Annotated in this window: 12 protein-coding genes; 6 read left to right on the top strand and 6 right to left on the bottom strand. The window is 74.7% G+C overall.

Annotated elements, in window-relative coordinates; genetic code table 11:
- Nucleotides 1-34: 34 nt before the first annotated feature.
- On the top strand, nucleotides 35-1066 hold the full coding sequence (locus ACFYE3_RS04750) for a helix-hairpin-helix domain-containing protein (RefSeq protein WP_387606538.1): 1032 nt from the start codon (nucleotides 35-37) through the stop codon (nucleotides 1064-1066).
- On the top strand, nucleotides 1063-3642 hold the full coding sequence (locus ACFYE3_RS04755; RefSeq protein ID WP_387606540.1) for a ComEC/Rec2 family competence protein: 2580 nt from the start codon (nucleotides 1063-1065) through the stop codon (nucleotides 3640-3642). Before ACFYE3_RS04750 ends, ACFYE3_RS04755 begins: the two co-directional genes overlap by 4 nt.
- On the opposite strand, the gene ACFYE3_RS04760 is transcribed toward ACFYE3_RS04755, so the two are convergent.
- Both ACFYE3_RS04760 and ACFYE3_RS04765 read right to left on the bottom strand, forming a co-directional pair.
- Entirely contained in the window at nucleotides 3639-6398 is a 2760-nt protein-coding gene (locus ACFYE3_RS04760; protein WP_387606543.1) for a cation-translocating P-type ATPase, read from the bottom strand. The two genes, ACFYE3_RS04755 and ACFYE3_RS04760, sit on opposite strands and share 4 nt — an antisense overlap.
- Before the next feature lie 263 nt (nucleotides 6399-6661).
- Nucleotides 6662-6910, bottom strand: coding sequence for a hypothetical protein (locus tag ACFYE3_RS04765; RefSeq protein ID WP_387606546.1), 249 nt, complete (start codon nucleotides 6908-6910; stop codon nucleotides 6662-6664).
- Between the two features lie 222 nt (nucleotides 6911-7132).
- Here ACFYE3_RS04765 and holA point away from each other — a divergent pair, with 222 nt between their 5' ends.
- Nucleotides 7133-8134, top strand: coding sequence for a DNA polymerase III subunit delta (gene holA, locus ACFYE3_RS04770; RefSeq protein WP_387606548.1), 1002 nt, complete (start codon nucleotides 7133-7135; stop codon nucleotides 8132-8134).
- A 120-nt stretch (nucleotides 8135-8254) separates the two neighbouring features.
- Here the strand turns inward: holA and rpsT are convergent, their stop codons facing one another.
- On the bottom strand, nucleotides 8255-8515 hold the full coding sequence (gene rpsT, locus ACFYE3_RS04775) for a 30S ribosomal protein S20 (protein ID WP_017833968.1): 261 nt from the start codon (nucleotides 8513-8515) through the stop codon (nucleotides 8255-8257).
- Between the two features lie 201 nt (nucleotides 8516-8716).
- Nucleotides 8717-9292 carry a type II toxin-antitoxin system PemK/MazF family toxin gene (locus ACFYE3_RS04780; protein ID WP_387606551.1) on the bottom strand — a complete coding sequence of 192 codons (576 nt, stop codon included), beginning with the start codon at nucleotides 9290-9292 and terminating at the stop codon, nucleotides 8717-8719.
- Between the two features lie 168 nt (nucleotides 9293-9460).
- Between ACFYE3_RS04780 and lepA the strand changes: the two genes are divergently transcribed.
- Nucleotides 9461-11317 carry a translation elongation factor 4 gene (gene lepA / locus ACFYE3_RS04785; protein ID WP_387606554.1) on the top strand — a complete coding sequence of 619 codons (1857 nt, stop codon included), beginning with the start codon at nucleotides 9461-9463 and terminating at the stop codon, nucleotides 11315-11317.
- On the top strand, nucleotides 11317-12561 hold the full coding sequence (gene hemW, locus ACFYE3_RS04790; protein WP_387606556.1) for a radical SAM family heme chaperone HemW: 1245 nt from the start codon (nucleotides 11317-11319) through the stop codon (nucleotides 12559-12561). Before lepA ends, hemW begins: the two co-directional genes overlap by 1 nt.
- Nucleotides 12562-12668: 107 nt before the next feature.
- On the opposite strand, the gene ACFYE3_RS04795 is transcribed toward hemW, so the two are convergent.
- Together ACFYE3_RS04795 and ACFYE3_RS04800 are read right to left on the bottom strand one after the other, a co-directional pair.
- On the bottom strand, nucleotides 12669-13133 hold the full coding sequence (locus ACFYE3_RS04795) for a DUF4870 domain-containing protein (protein ID WP_387606558.1): 465 nt from the start codon (nucleotides 13131-13133) through the stop codon (nucleotides 12669-12671).
- Between the two features lie 155 nt (nucleotides 13134-13288).
- The gene (locus ACFYE3_RS04800; RefSeq protein ID WP_368831019.1) at nucleotides 13289-14152 is read right to left on the bottom strand and encodes a DUF3097 domain-containing protein; all 864 of its coding nucleotides are present in this window, start codon (nucleotides 14150-14152) and stop codon (nucleotides 13289-13291) included.
- Between the two features lie 175 nt (nucleotides 14153-14327).
- On the opposite strand from ACFYE3_RS04800, the gene hrcA reads away from it, so the two are divergent.
- On the top strand, nucleotides 14328-15335 hold the full coding sequence (gene hrcA / locus ACFYE3_RS04805; protein WP_387606559.1) for a heat-inducible transcriptional repressor HrcA: 1008 nt from the start codon (nucleotides 14328-14330) through the stop codon (nucleotides 15333-15335).
- Nucleotides 15336-15396: the final 61 nt, after the last annotated feature.

Genomic DNA, 15396 nt, shown 5'->3' on the forward strand with positions numbered 1-15396 from the left:
GCACGGGCCCGCCCGGCCGGGGTGAGCTGGGACCATGACCGGTACCGTGCCGCGCGCCCGACGGCGAGCGACCTCCACCCCGCCCGCGACCTCCACCTCGCCCGGGCCCGCCGCGGAGGGCAGCCCCGGCGGCGCGGCAGCGCCCGGTGCTCCGCCACCGGCCGAACGGCTGGCGGCGCTGCTGGCCGAGGCCCGTGCCGAGCCCATCGCCCCCGGGACGGTGCCCTCGCCCGCGGACCAGCCGTCGGGGCCGGTCCCCGCCCACCGTCGGCAGGTCGCCGCCCGGACCCGGGTGCCGGCCTCGCTGCTGCTGATCGGCCTGGCCGCGCTCGCCTGGCCGGCCTGGACGGTGCTGGGGCCCGCGGAGGACGGCGGCGGCGCCCCCGAGACCGCCGGCCGCCCCGTCCTTGCCGAGGCGGATCTGGGCGGCGACACCGAGCGAGGCACCGCGCCGGGCACCGGCCACGACACCGACCACGACACCGGGGACGGTGACCTGTCCGGCGCGGACGCGGGGACGGAGACCGGACCCGGGACGGTTCCGCCGGGGCCACCCACCGCGCCGACGCCTTCGGCGGGTCCGACGCTGTACGTGCACGTGACCGGGGAGGTGGCCCGCCCCGGTGTCGTGTCCGTCGAGAACGGGGCCCGCGTCGTGGACGCGGTCGAGGCCGCCGGAGGGCTCACGGAGGCCGCCGTGACGGACACCGTGAACCTGGCCGCCCCCGTCACGGACGGTCAGCAGGTGCTCGTCCCGGACAGCGCGACGGCACCCGTCCCGGCGCCCGGAGCCCCGGTCGCTCTCGGGACCCCGGGAGCCGGGACCGCGGGAGCGCCGCCCGGGACCGGGGGGCCGGACGGGGCGGTTCCGGGCGGGACGCTGAACCTCAACACGGCCACCGCGGCCGAACTGGACACCCTTCCGCGGGTCGGCCCGGTACTGGCCGGCCGGATCGTGGAGTTCCGGCAGGAGCACGGCGGGTTCGCCGCCGTCGCCGATCTCGACGCCGTGCCGGGGATCGGTCCCGCCCTGATGGAGGCCCTCGGCCCGCTGGTGACCGTGTGAAGCACCCCGCCGTCTGGTGGGCCGGCGCCCTGGAGCACCAGGAGCACCGCGACGCCCGTGCGCCGGGCCGCACCTGGGACCTGCGGCTCGTCCCCGCCGCCCTGGGCGCGTGGCTCACCGGCCTGCTCACCGGGCACCTGCCCCTCGACCGGGTCGCGGCCGCCGGGGCCCTCTACCTGGCCGCGCTGGTGCTCGGCGCCGCCCTGGTCCTCCTCGTGGCCCGCGCCCTCCGCGGGAAGGAGTCCCCCGGAGGGCGGCCCCGCGCCCCCGGGGTGCGGCGGGCCCTGCCGTGGTCGGCCGTGGCCCTGAGCGCCCTCGCGGTCACGGCCGTGCTGCTGAGCGCCGCGGCCGCCCAGCGCGACACCTTCCACGGCCCGCTCGGGGAGGCGCTGGCCGGGGGCGGGACGCTCGCCGTCACGGCGGAGGTGGCCGAACCGCCCCGGCGGTGGACGGCGCCCGCCCCCGAGCCGGCACACGAGGGCGAGGACCGCTCGGGCGTGGTCCTCGTGCTGCGCCTCGAACGGGTCACCCACGAGGGCGGCGGCGGACCCGTCGACGTCACGGCCACGGTCTTCGCGGACGGGCCGGCGTGGGAGGGGCTGGTCCCGGGGCAACGGATCACCGCGGTGCTCACCGCCGGCCCGCCGTCCCCCGGACCCCCGGTGCTGCGCGCCGCCGCCCTGCCGGTGGACCTCCCGGCGCGGGAGCCCGCCCGGCGGGAGCAGGTCCGCGAGCGCTTCGTGCTCGCCACGGCCGGACTGGGCCCCGACGCCGCGGGGCTGCTGCCCGGGATGACCTTCGGCGAGCGCGCCGGGATCGGACCGGAGCTCGAGCAGGCCATGCGCGACACCGGGCTGACCCACCTGACGGCCGTCTCCGGCGCCAACTGCGCCCTCGTCACGGCCCTGGCGGGGCACGCGGCCCTGTCCGTGGGCGCCGGACGGCGCACCTGCCTGGCGGCCGGTCTCGGCGCCCTGGCCGCGTTCGTGGCCCTCGTCGGTCCCGACCCGTCCGTGCTCCGCGCCGCCGTGATGGGAGGACTCGCCGCCCTCAGCCTCCTCACGGGACGCACCGCCGTGTCCCTGGCCACCCTCTCGGGTGCCGTGATCGCCCTCGTCGTCGCCCGGCCCGCGCTCGCCGCCGAGTACGGCTTCGTCCTGTCGGTGCTGGCCACCGCGGGGATCGTGGTCAGCGGACGGCCGCTGACCCGGTGGCTGGGCACCCGGGTCCCGGAGGTGCTCGCCGTGGCGGTCGCGATCCCTGCGGCCGCCCAGCTGTGGTGCGCCCCGGTGCTCGTGCTCCTCCAGCCCGACGTGCCCGTGTACTCCCTGCCGGCCAACGTCCTCGCCGCCCCGCTGGTGCCGGTGGTGACCGTGTGCGGCCTCGCGGGACTGCTGCTGCTGAACGTGCCCGACGGGGTGGGAGCCGCGGCGGCCGTGCCGCCCCTGGGAGTGGGCGCGCTGGGGGCGCGCCTCGTCGCCGGCACCGCCCGGGCGCTGGCCGGAGCCCCGGGGGCCCTGGCCCCGTGGCCCCAGGGCCTGCCGGGCGTGCTGCTGATGACCCTGGCGAGCGCGGCGGCCCTGCTCGCCGTGCACGCCCTCGACGTTCGCCGCCGGCGGCCAGCGCCGACCGCCGGGACCCTGCACGAGGGCCTCGCCCCGGCCCCCGTCCCGGAGGAGCACTGGCGGGTGCAGGCACGCCGGCGCCGGCGCCGGCGCACGGAGGCCGCCGCCGTCGTGCTGCTCGTCGTCGTGCTGCTCGCCGTCCGCGCCGCCGTGGACGCACGCCGCCCGCCGCCGGCGTGGGAGGCCGTGCTGTGCGACGTGGGCCAGGGCGACGCGGTGCTCCTGCGCACGGCGCCCGGGCGGGCCGTCCTGGTGGACACCGGCCCCGACCCGGAGGCCCTGGCACGGTGCCTGCGGCGCAGCGGGGTCGAGCACCTGGACCTCGTGGTCCTCAGCCACGCCCACGCCGACCACACCGGCGGACTGCCCGCCCTCGCCGGGCACGGGAGCATCGGCGAGATCTGGTACGCCACGGCGGCCGCGGCGCCGCCGGACGAGCTGACCGATGCCCTGCCCGGCACCCCGGCCCGCCGCCCGGCCCCGGGGGAGACCCTGACCCTGGGCGGACTGCGCCTGACCGTCCTCGCCCCGGAGCCGACCGCACCGGGGCGCTGGAGCGACCCGTCTTCCTCCGACGAGAACAATGCCTCCCTGGTGCTGCGTGCTGAGCTCACCGGAGAGGACGGCGGGACCCACTCCTGGCTGCTCACCGGTGACCTCGAGGAGGACGGCGCCCGCGCCCTGCTGCGCACGGCCGGTGCGCTCGTCGACGTCGACGTCCTCAAGGTCTCCCACCACGGCGCCCGCAACGGCGGCACCGCGATCCTCGACGCGGCCGGCCCCCGGCTGGCCCTCGTCTCCGTCGGCCGGGGCAACGACTACGGTCACCCCCACCCCCGGATCCTCGCCCACCTGGAGCGCAGCGGGGTGCCGCTGCTGCGCACCGACGAGCACGGCGGTGTGGCGATCGTCCGACAGGAGCAGCGCCTTGTCGCCGTGCCCCTGGGCTAGCGGAGCCGCCGGGGCACCGGTCGTGCCCGTGCACCGGCCGGTCGGCGCCGCGTCCGCCCGATGAGCTTGCGCAACTCCTCGGCCCACAGGACCGTGGACCCGATCGTCACGGCCACGAGCCACTGGGCGCCCGTGAGGGCGGTGGTGTCGAACACGCCCTGCAGGAAGGGGGCGTGCACCACCGCGACCTGCAGGACCACGACCGCGGCCAGGGCCGCCCAGACGGCTCGGTTGGTGAACGTCCGCCGGCTGAACACGGTGCGGGACTCGGAGCGGACATTGAGCAGATTGAAGACCTGGAAGAAGACGAAGGTGGTGAACGCCAGGGCCGTGGCACCGGCCGCGGAGATGCCGGGGAACCACCTGTCGTCCACCAGCAGCACCGCCAGGGTGCCCGCGGTCATCACGGTGGCGGCCAGGAGGATGCGCGCCACCCGCCGCCTCGTCAGCAGGGCCTCGCCGGGCGGGCGCGGAGGCCGGCGCATCACCTCGGGATCGGTGGGATCCACCCCCAGGGCCAAGGCGGGAGGACCGTCCATGATGATGTTCACCCACAGGATCTGCAGGGCAGTGAACGGTGCCCCGCCGGCGAGCCCGGTGACCCCGCAGATCAGGAAGATCATGACGAACCCCCAGGTCGTGGAGAGCTGGAAGCGCACGAACTTGAGGATGTTGTCGTAGATGCCGCGTCCTTCCTCGACCGCGGCCACGATGGTGGCGAAGTTGTCGTCGGTGAGGATCATCCGCGCCGCGCCCTTGGCCACGTCGGTGCCGGTGATGCCCATGGCGATGCCGATGTCGGCCTGCTTCAGGGCCGGGGCGTCGTTGACCCCGTCGCCGGTCATCGCCACCACCTCCCCGTTCGTCTGCAGAGCGCGCACGAACCGGATCTTGTGCTCGGGGGCGACCCGGGCCAGCACCCCGTACCCGGCGGCACGGTCGGCGAGCTCGGTGTCGTCCAGCGCGTCGAGGTCCGCTCCTGACGCGGCCTCGGCGGGGATCCCGAGCGACTGGGCGATGGCCGAGGCGGTGCGCAGGTGGTCCCCGGTGATCATGTGCACCGCGATGCCCGCCCCGTGGGCCGCGGCAATGGCATCGGCGGCCTCCGGCCGCGGCGGATCCATGATGCCCACGAGGCAGTACAGGGTCAGACGCGTCACGAGGCCCCGCAGCTGCGCCCCGTCGTCGGGCAGCGGACCCGCGCCCGGTCCACCGCTGTCGAGGCGTCCGCCGGCGATCAGCAGGGTGCGCAGTCCCTGGCCGGCCAGCTCGTCGACGCCGGCGAGGATGCGGGTGGAGTCCTGGGCCGTCAGGGGCCGGGGGCCCTCGGCGGTGAGGACGGAGTCGGCGCGGTCCAGCAGCACGCCCGGGGCACCCTTGACGAACATCTGGTAACCGGCCGTCGTGGTGGTCCCGAGGGCGGTGGTCCGTTCGTGGAAGGTGGCGTGGAACTTGTAGTCGGAGTCGAAGGGCACCTCCGCCACGCGCGGATGCTCCTGACGGGCTCCCTCGACGTCCATGCCGCCCTTGCCGGCCAGCACCACCAGGGCGCCTTCCGTAGGATCGCCCATCGTCTGCCCGTCCCGCACGGTGGCGTTGCTGCACAGCGCCATCGCGAGGAGGACGTCGGGCGAGGGCCGGACCGGGGCGTCGTCGGGACCGATGATGCGCCCCTCCGTGGAGTACCCCTCACCGGTGACGCGGTACGCGGAGCCGTCCAGGACCAGCCTCCGCACCGTCATCTCGTTGAGGGTGAGAGTGCCGGTCTTGTCCGTGGCGATGTGCGTGGTGGACCCCAGGGTCTCCACCGCCGACAGCTGCTTGATGATCACCCCGCGCCGGGCCAGACGGTGGGCGCCCATCGCCAGGGTGAAGGCGACGACCGCGGGCAGCCCTTCGGGCATGGTGGCCACCGCCAGGGACACCGCCGTCAGCATCAGCTCGGTCCAGGGCTGCCCGCGCACCAGGCCGAGGACGACGACGATGCCCACGACCACGAAGGCGATGAGGGTCAGCAGACGGGCCAGGCGGTCGATCCGGCGCTGCAGGGGAGTCCGGGCCTCGCCGGCGGACTCGAGCATCCCGGCGATCGATCCCATCTGCGTGGCCGCTCCCGTGCCGGTGACCACGGCGACGCCGCGCCCGCGGGTGACCTCGGTGCCCATGAAGACCAGGTTGGACCGGTCTCCGAGAGGCACGTCCGGATCGGGAACCGCGGCAGTGTTCTTGTCCACCGGTTGGGACTCCCCGGTGAGAGCCGCCTCGGCGACCTGCAGCTGTGCCGCCTCGAGCACCCGGGCGTCGGCCGGGACCAGGTCCCCGGCTTCGAGCCGCACGATGTCCCCGGGCACCAGGTCGGCCTGGTCCACCTCCACGTCGCGCCCGTCCCGGCGCACCCGCGCGGTGATCACGGACATCTTGCGCAGCGCCGCCAGGGAGGACTCGGCCCGCGCCTGCTGGACGTAGTTGAGCACCGTGTTGAAGCCGACCACCAGCAGGATCACCACCGGCGTCTTCCACTCCCGGGACACGAGCGCGGAGACGACCGCCGCGACCAGCAGCACGATCGTCATCCGGTCCGAGAGCAGGCCCAGGACCTTGCGCCAGACCGGCACCCCGGCGGCCTCGGCCAGCACGTTGGGGCCGTGGCGCCGGGCTCGCTCCGCGACCTGCTCGCCAGACAGCCCCTGCACCGGATCCACGTCGAGAGCTCCGGTGACGTCCGCGGCGGGACGGGTGTGCCAAGGAATACTCACGAGGGCCTCGCTTGCTCGACAGTGCCCTCAGACTAGCGCCGACGGTCGTGGCCGGTCGGAGCGAGACGGCACGGTGACGACACCTGTCGCCATCGGTTCCCCGACCCTCCCCGACAGGGAAGCGGGCGACCCCGGAGGTGCTGCGGTTCCGTGCCGCCGGTCCGCGCGCTCCCTGCGTCCCGTCACGGTGGTCCGCCCGTCGGCGGAGGGGCCGGGACGCACGTCACCGGTGGCTGGGCCGGGAGGACCCCCGAGGCGGTGTGTCAGCAGGTGCCGCTGCGGCGCCGCGCCACGACGGCGGAGCCGACCACGGCCAGCACACCCGCCCCGGCCACGGCGTAGCCCGGGGCGCCGGACGTGGCGGCGGGCGCGGTCTCGGCGACAGAGCCGGTGACGGGACCGGCGGCGGGACCGGTGACGGGCCCGGTCTGGTCGGCCCCCGCGGGGGAGACGGCCATGCCCAGGACGCCCAGGGCGAGTGCCGGGACAGCGAGGCGGGGAAGCACGGTCATGGGAATCCTCCGAGGGGGGTGACGGGTCTCACATGCCGTTCCCGACCGTACAGGAGGCCGGCGGTCCGTTCCACCGTCCTCCGGGACCGGCGAGCCCCCGCGCCGTCCCGCCCGGCCGCCGACCGGGGGCCCGCCACCACATGTCGCCCGGACGTGGGAAGCTGGAACCCACCCCGCCCAGCACGCGGCCCGACCCGGCCGCCACGACAGGAGGACGCGGCCATGACCCCACCGCGGCGCCCCACACCCACCGCCGGACCCACCTGGCGCGACGTCGAGCCCACCCCGCTCATCCTGCTCACCGGCCCCGAGGACTACCTCGCCGCCCGCGCCCGCGACCGTGTCCGCACGGTCCTCAAGGACCGGCGCGGCCCCGTCGAGCTCTCCACCGTCGACGCCGCCGCCTACGCCCCCGGGCAGCTCGCGGCGCTCGCCAGCCCCTCCCTGTTCGACGACGCCAAGCTCCTCCACGTCACCAACCTCGCCGCCATGAACGACGACTGCCTCGCCGACGGCCTCGCCTACGTCCAGGCGCCCGACCCGGACGTCGTCGTGCTCTGGGAGCACAGCGGCGGCAACCGCGGCAAGAAGCTCCTGGACGCCCTCAAGGCCGCCGGCGCCGCCGTCGTGGAGTGCAAGCCCCTCAAGAACGACCGCGACAAGACCGACTTCATCGTCACCGAGTTCCGCACCCACCGGCGCCGCATCGACCCCGACGCCGCCCGCGCGCTCGCGGCGGCCGTGGGCAGCAGCACGGCGGAGCTCGCCGCCGCGTGCGCCCAGCTGCTCTCCGACGGCCCCGAGAGCATCAGCTTCGACGACGTCGAGAAGTACTACGGCGGGCGCGTGGAGGCCACCGCGTTCAAGGTCGCGGACGCCGCGCTGGCCGGACGCGCCGAGACCGCCCTCAAGCTGTGGCGCCAGGCCCTCGACACCGGGGTGGACCCCGTCCCGATGGTCGGGGCGCTGGCCGCCAAGCTGCGCACGATCGCCCAGGTGCACGGGACCCGCGGCGGGGTGGGCCAGCTCGCCCAGCGCATCGGGGCGGCGCCGTGGCAGGTGGAGCGGGCGCAGGAGGAGTCCCGGCGCTTCTCCGAGGCGGACCTCGTGCGGGCGCTGCGGGCGCTGGCCGAGGCCGACGCGCAGGTCAAGGGCGAGGGCCGGGACCCCGCCTACGCGGTGGAGCGGGCCATCACGACCATCGCCCTGTACGGCCGCCGCTGAGCGCTGTCCGTCCGCGGTCGGACGGGGTCCCCCGGGCACGACGGAGGCCCCGTCCCTGAGCGGGACGGGGCCTCCGTGCGGCCCGCCGGTGCGGCGGGCGCGGTTCGCGGGGAACCGGGATCAGATTTTGGCGACCAGCTTGGCCAGACCGGACTTCTTGTTGGCCGCGTTGTTCTTGTGCAGGACGCCCTTGCTGACGGCCTTGTCGAGCTTGCGGGAGACGACGCGCAGGGCGTCCTGGGCGGTCTCCTTGTCGGAGGCGCCGACGGCCTCGTCGACGCGGCGGACCAGCGTCTTCAGCTCGGACTTGTACGCGTTGTTGCGCAGACGCGACTTCTCGTTCGTGAGGTTGCGCTTCTTCTGGGACTTGATGTTGGCCACGTGTCACTCCTTGGCGATGGGTGCGGAATTCGGTCAGTGAGGGCAAACAGGACAGCCATGTGACTGAGTGGGAGTGGGGACGCCCGTGTGGCGACCGCCCTGCAGTGCCCGACGACCAGCGCGGACACACAGCAGAAAAGTCTAGCAGACCACGCCCCGCCGCCGGACAGCGCCGACACGGAGCGCGCCGGCCCCGCCTGCTCAGCCGCGCAGGCGGTGGAGCCGTCCGGCCACCCGGTCGAAGAGGTGCTCCGGCAGGACCGCGCCCTCCCGCCGGACGTCCGCGGGCAGCACCTGGACCACACGGTCGAGCTTGACCTCGGACGGCCGGCCCCGGTGATCCCACGCACCCGTCCCGACGTCCACGTAGTCGGGGTCCTGCGCCGGCCCGTCGCCGCGGTCCCGGGAGGTGAGCATCAGGCACAGCAGGTGGTCCCCGGCCCGGTCCACGACCAGCACGGGCCGGTCCTTGCCGCGGCGGTGGTCCTCCTCGAAGGGCACCCAGGTCCACACGATCTCGCCGGGATCGGCCTCGCCGTCGGACAGGGGGCGGTAGACAGGCCGGACCGGCCCGGTCCAGTCCCCGGGGTAGGGGCGGGAGAGCCCCTCGGGGCGGCCGTCGCCGGCCCTGGACGGCACGGTGGGCCCGGGCCGGGCGGAGGGGGACGCGGCGCGTCGACCCGGACGGGGCTCCTCCGGGCGGCCCCGTCCGGAGCGCTGGTAGACGTCCACGGCGCGGGCGGCGAGACGGGCCAGGGTGCCGAGGTTCAGCTTCATGCGCCCACTCTAGGCAGGGACCGCCCGGCGTCGTCGGGCCCGTACGGAGCAAAATGGCTCTCCATGACCGAACGTGGGAAACTGGACAGTTGAATCCCCGGCGCGGTCCGCCCGCCGGTAGCCCCAGCACCTGCCGGAAGCGACGTTCTCCCGGAGAAAGGACCGCCCGTGTCACCGCTGGCCGTCAATGCCCCGGTTCCCGCCTCGACCGACCCGTCGATCCTCCGCAACTTCTGCATCATCGCCCACATCGACCACGGGAAGTCCACGCTCGCGGACCGGATGCTGCAGGCCACCGGCGTGGTCACCACGCGCGAGATGAAGGCCCAGTACCTGGACCGGATGGACATCGAGCGCGAGCGCGGGATCACCATCAAGTCCCAGGCGGTGCGGATGCCCTGGGGCGTGGCGGGCACGGACTACGCCCTGAACATGATCGACACCCCGGGGCACGTGGATTTCACCTACGAGGTCTCCCGGTCCCTGGCCGCCTGCGAGGGCGCCCTGCTCCTGGTGGACGCCGCGCAGGGCATCGAGGCGCAGACCCTGGCCAACCTCTACCTGGCCATGGAGAACGACCTCACGATCATCCCGGTGCTGAACAAGATCGACCTGCCCGCGGCCCAGCCGGAGAAGTACGCCCGGGAGCTCGGCAACCTCATCGGCGTGGACCCCGAGGACGTGCTGCGGGTCTCCGGCAAGACCGGGGAGGGCGTCGAGGCCCTGCTCGACCGGATCGTGGAGCTGGTCCCCGCCCCGCAGGGCGACGCGGACGCGCCGTCGCGGGCCATGATCTTCGACTCGGTCTACGACACCTACCGCGGCGTGGTCACCTACGTCCGCGTGGTCGACGGCCGGCTGACCCCGCGCGAGCGGATCCGCATGATGTCCACCGGCGCGCAGCACGAGCTGCTGGAGATCGGGGTCATCTCGCCCGAGCCGAAGCCCACGGAGGGACTGGGCGTGGGCGAGGTCGGCTACCTCATCACCGGGGTCAAGGACGTGCGCCAGTCCCGGGTGGGGGACACCGTGACCAACCACCAGCGGCCGGCGACCGAGGACCTGGGCGGCTACGAGGACCCCAAGCCGATGGTCTTCTCGGGGCTGTTCCCCATCGACGGCTCCGACTACCCGGTCCTGCGCGACGCCCTGGACAAGCTCCAGCTCAACGACGCCGCCCTGGTCTACGAGCCCGAGAACTCCGCGGCCCTGGGCTTCGGCTTCCGCTGCGGGTTCCTGGGCCTGCTCCACCTCGAGATCGTCCGGGAGCGCCTCGAGCGCGAGTTCAACCTCGACCTGATCTCCACCGCGCCCTCCGTGAGCTACAACGTCACCCTCGAGGACCGTTCCGAGCGGATGGTCACGAACCCGTCCGAGTTCCCCGAGGGGAAGATCGCCGAGATCCGCGAGCCCATGGTCGCCGCGACGGTGCTGGCCCCGTCCGAGTTCATCGGCGCGATCATGGAGCTGTGCCAGTCCAAGCGCGGTCAGCTCAAGGGCATGGACTACCTCTCCGAGGACCGGGTGGAGCTGCGCTACCGGCTGCCCCTGGCCGAGATCGTCTTCGACTTCTTCGACCAGCTGAAGTCCCGCACCAAGGGCTACGCGTCCCTGGACTGGAAGGCCGAGGGCGAGGAGGCCGCGGACCTCGTCAAGGTGGACATCCTCCTGCAGGGCGAGCCGGTGGACGCCTTCAGCGCGATCACCCACCGGGACAAGGCGTACGCCTACGGGGTGATGATGACCGGCAAGCTGCGCGAACTCATCCCTCGCCAGCAGTTCGAGGTCCCCATCCAAGCGGCCATCGGCTCCCGGGTGATCGCCCGCGAGAACATCCGGGCGATCCGCAAGGACGTGCTCTCCAAGTGCTACGGCGGCGACATCTCGCGCAAGCGCAAGCTGCTCGAGAAGCAGAAGGAGGGCAAGAAGCGGATGAAGATGGTGGGCCGCGTGGAGGTCCCCCAGGAGGCGTTCGTCGCGGCGCTGTCCTCCGACGAGGCCGGGGCGAAGGACAAGAAGAAGTAGTGGCCCCCGCCCAGCCGGAGGGCCTGCCCGGCCCGCTCGACGGACTGCTGCCGCCCTCCGCCGCCGAGGGCTCCGCAGACCGCACGCTCAGCCTCTACGTGCACGTGCCGTTCTGCGCGGTCCGGTGCGGCTACTGCGACTTCAACACCTACACGGCCGTGGAGCTCGGGCCCGGGGTGTCCCAGGACGCCTACGCCGGCGACGCCGCGGCGGAGGTCCGCTGGGCGCGCCGGGTGCTCGAGGACTCCGGGGCCGCCCCCCGCCGGCTGCACAGCGTGTTCTTCGGCGGCGGCACCCCCACGCTGCTCCCCGCCGAGGACCTCGCCGCGGTCCTGGTGCAGGCCCGGGAGAGCTTCGGGCTCGCCGCGGGCGCGGAGGTGACCACCGAGGCCAATCCGGACTCCGTGACGCCCGAGTCCCTGGCGGTGCTCGCGGCCGCGGGGGTGACCCGGGTGTCCTTCGGGATGCAGTCCGCCGTCCCGCACGTGCTCGCCGTCCTGGACCGCACGCACGACCCCGACAACGTGCCGCGCGCCGTCCGGTGGGCCCGCGAGGCGGGCCTGGGCGTCAGCGTGGACCTGATCTACGGCACCCCGGGGGAGTCCCTCGCCGACTGGGAGCACTCCGTGCGCACGGCCGTGGGCTACGAGCCCGATCACGTCTCCGCGTACTCGCTGATCATCGAGGACGGCACGAAGCTCGCGGCGCGGATGCGGCGCGGTGAGGTCCCGCCGATCGACGAGGACGACCAGGCCGACAAGTACGAGCTCGCGGACCGGGTGCTCGCGGAGGCCGGCTTCGAGTGGTACGAGGTGAGCAACTGGGCCCGGCCCGCCGGCGGCGCGGACGCCGGGGCCCACCGCAGCCGGCACAACCTCGCGTACTGGCGCAACCAGGACTGGTGGGGGATCGGCCCCGGGGCGCACTCGCACGTGGGGGGGACGCGCTGGTGGAACCTCAAGCACCCCGTGCCCTACACGAACCGGGTGCGCGCGCGGCAGTCGCCCGCGGCCGGGCGCGAGATCCTCGACGCGGGGACCCGGCACCTCGAGCGCGTGATGCTCGAGGCCCGGATCCGGGACGGACTGCCCACGGCCGCCCTGGCCGACGACGGGCGTGCGGCGGTGGCCGGGCTGATCGCCGACGGTCTGGTGGAGCCCGCGGCGGCGCTGCGCGGCACGGTGGTGCTGACGCTGCGGGGCCGGCTCCTGGGCGACGCCGTGGTGCGGCGGCTGCTCACCTGACGAGGGCACCCCGTCGGGAGAGCCTGTTCGAGGACCGACCGACCCGGTCACGACCACGTGCGCGGGGATCGGACGCCCCGGCAGGAGCGCCCCGGCGGGGAACGGTGTCAGCCGCGCGCGGCGCGCGCCCGGGACCGCTCGCGGAGGCGGTCGGCCAGCCGGTCGTAGAGCCGGGTGTTGAAGCGGTACAGGTGCGGCTCGCCGCCGTTGACCCGGACCCCGCCGATGAGGGAGCCGACCGCGAGCAGCAGCCACGCTGCGGCCGCGGCGAGCGCGAAGAACCACCCGATGAACGGCACCGGGGCGAGCAGGATCCCGGCCACCACCACGAGGGTCGGCAGCAGGGTGAAGTTCATGGCCTCCCTCGACTCCTGCTCGGTGAACGGGCCGCGCCCGCGGAAGACGCGGTGGACGAGGAACGAGGGGAGGAAGCCGACGACGCCGCCGAAGTGCGCCAGGGTCGCCCACTGGTGGTCCTCGGAGACGGTCAGCGGCTGGGCCACGGGGGAGAGGCCCTCGAACGGGGCCCCGGCGTTGTCGCGGCTCGATCGGGGGTCGGTCTGCACGGGCACGGATGTCCTTCGGCGGTGGGACCGCGGCGGGGCCGCGGACAGTGGGTGGGACACGACCATCCTACCGACCGGTCCGGACGGCCGGGGATCGCGCCCGCGCACGTGTGCCTTTGTGACGCCCCCGGTCGTGCCCCGGGCGCGGTGAGGGGACCGGGTCAGGCCCCGGGCGCGGTGAGGAAGTCGATGAGCTCCTCCACCCGGCCCAGCAGGGACGGCTCGAGATCGGCGTAGCTGTCCACGCGGGAGAGGATGTGCTGCCAGGCCCGTCCCAGGTCGCCGGGGGTGCGGTGCGGCCACCCGAGGGCGGCGGCGGTGCCGGTCTTCCAGTCGGTGCCCCGCGGGACCACGGGCCAGCCGTCGATGCCCAGCGTGCGCGGCTTGACCGCCTGCCAGATGTCGACGTACGGGTGGCCCAGCACCAGGACGTTGCCCGCGGCGCCGGGCAGGCGCATGGTCTCCGCGGCGATCCTGGACTCCTTGGAACCGGCCACGAGGTGGTCGACGAGGACGCCGAGCCGCCGCCCGGGGCCCGGCCCGAACTCCCGCACGGCGGCGGGCAGGTCGTCGATGCCGTGCAGCGGCTCCACGACGACGCCCTCGACCGCCAGGTCGTGCCCCCAGACCTTGGCCACCAGCTCGGCGTCGTGGTAGCCCTCGACCCACACGCGGGAGGCCTTCGCGGTGCTCGCGCGCAGCCCCTCGACGGCCACGGACCCCGAGCGCGTGCGGGAAGGCTTCTTCGCGGCGGGGGCCCGTCGGGGCTCGACGACGACCACGGGATCGCCCTCGAGCAGGAAGCCCGGTCCCAGGGGGAACGCCTTGACCCGCCCCCTCCGGTCCTCGAGGCCCATCACGCGCATGCCGCCGATGGTCTCCAGGGACACGACGGCGCCGACCCAGCCGGTCGTGACGTCCTCCAGCAGCATGCCCGGGGCGACCGGGACCTCCGCGGAGACCGGCCGGCGGCGGGCGAGGGCGTCGTCGTCGAGGCTGCGCGGCCCCCAGCCGTGGTCGCTCATGGTCGTCCTCCCGGGTCGCGGTGCCGCGCGTCCGGCGCGGATCAGCCGGAAGCGTACCAAACCGCGGGCGGCGGACCGGCCGTCGGACACGGGGGCTACACTGGACGGCGTTGGCACTGTGCCCACCCGAGTGCCAGGACGGGTCGGGGACGAGGACGAACCGGGGAGGAGCGACGTGAACCATCCGAGACGACTGCAGATCCTGCAGGCCATCGTGGAGGACTACGTGCACTTCCGCGAGCCCGTGGGCTCCAAGGCCCTCGTGGACCGGCACCGGCTCGGCGTCTCCTCGGCCACCGTGCGCAACGACATGGCCGCGCTCGAGGAGGAGGGCCTGATCACGGCCCCCCACACGAGCTCGGGCCGGATCCCCACGGACAAGGGGTACCGCACGTTCGTCGACCAGATCGCGGCCGTCAAGCCGCTCTCGGGCCCGGAACGACGGGCCATCCAGCGGCTGCTCGACGACGCCGCCGACATCGACGACGTCATGGAGCGCACCGTGCGGCTGCTCGCGCAGCTCACCCAGCAGGTCGCGGTCGTGCAGTACCCGCACGCCTCCGGCGTCACCGTGCGCCACGTCGAGGTCGTGGACCTCGGGGGCGGCCGGGTGCTCGTGGTGCTCATCCCCACCAACGGCCGGGTGGCCCAGCGCGTCGCCGTGCTGCGGGCGCCCCTCGAGGAGTCCCAGCTGCTCGAGCTGCGCGCTCGGGTGCTGGCCGCCGTGGTCGGGCGCTCCCTGACCGCGGTGCCGGACGCCCTCGCGGTGATGGCGGCGGGCACCGCCCCGCCGCTGCAGCCGGACGCCGCCGCCGTGGGGGAGGCCGTCGGCGCCCTCGCCGCCGGGGGTGCCGAGCACCGGATGGTCATGGCCGGCACCGCCAACCTCGCCCGCTCCACCGGGGACTTCCACCTGAGCATCGGCCCGGTCCTCGAGGCCCTCGAGGAGCAGGTGGTGATGCTCCGGCTGCTGTCCGAGATGGAGCAGGACGCCCGCGGGGTGGCCGTGCGGATCGGCACGGAGAACGCCGAGGGCCCCCTGTCCGAGGCCGCCGTCGTCGCCACCGGCTACGGGCCGCAGTCGAAGGTGGGGGTCGTGGGCCCCATGCGCATGGACTACCCGTCCACGATGGCCGCCGTGCGCGCCGTCGCCCGCTACCTCTCCCGTATCCTCGGGGGCTGAGCCCCCGCGGGCCCCGTTCCCCGGGGCCCTCCAGCGAAACCCACCACAGACCTCTCGACAG

Origin of the sequence: Kocuria arenosa (assembly GCF_042879215.1) — a bacterium.
Classification (GTDB): Bacteria; Actinomycetota; Actinomycetes; order Actinomycetales; family Micrococcaceae; genus Kocuria; species Kocuria arenosa.

Bases quoted from the DNA above. Each gene is read 5' to 3' on its own strand.
- ACFYE3_RS04750 (WP_387606538.1), top strand. From the start codon at position 35: ATGACCGGTACCGTGCCGCGCGCCCGACGGCGAGCGACCTCCACCCCG.
- ACFYE3_RS04765 (WP_387606546.1), bottom strand. From the start codon at position 6,910: ATGACCGTGCTTCCCCGCCTCGCTGTCCCGGCACTCGCCCTGGGCGTC.
- holA (WP_387606548.1), top strand. From the start codon at position 7,133: ATGACCCCACCGCGGCGCCCCACACCCACCGCCGGACCCACCTGGCGC.
- ACFYE3_RS04780 (WP_387606551.1), bottom strand. From the start codon at position 9,292: ATGAAGCTGAACCTCGGCACCCTGGCCCGTCTCGCCGCCCGCGCCGTG.
- ACFYE3_RS04800 (WP_368831019.1), bottom strand. From the start codon at position 14,152: ATGAGCGACCACGGCTGGGGGCCGCGCAGCCTCGACGACGACGCCCTC.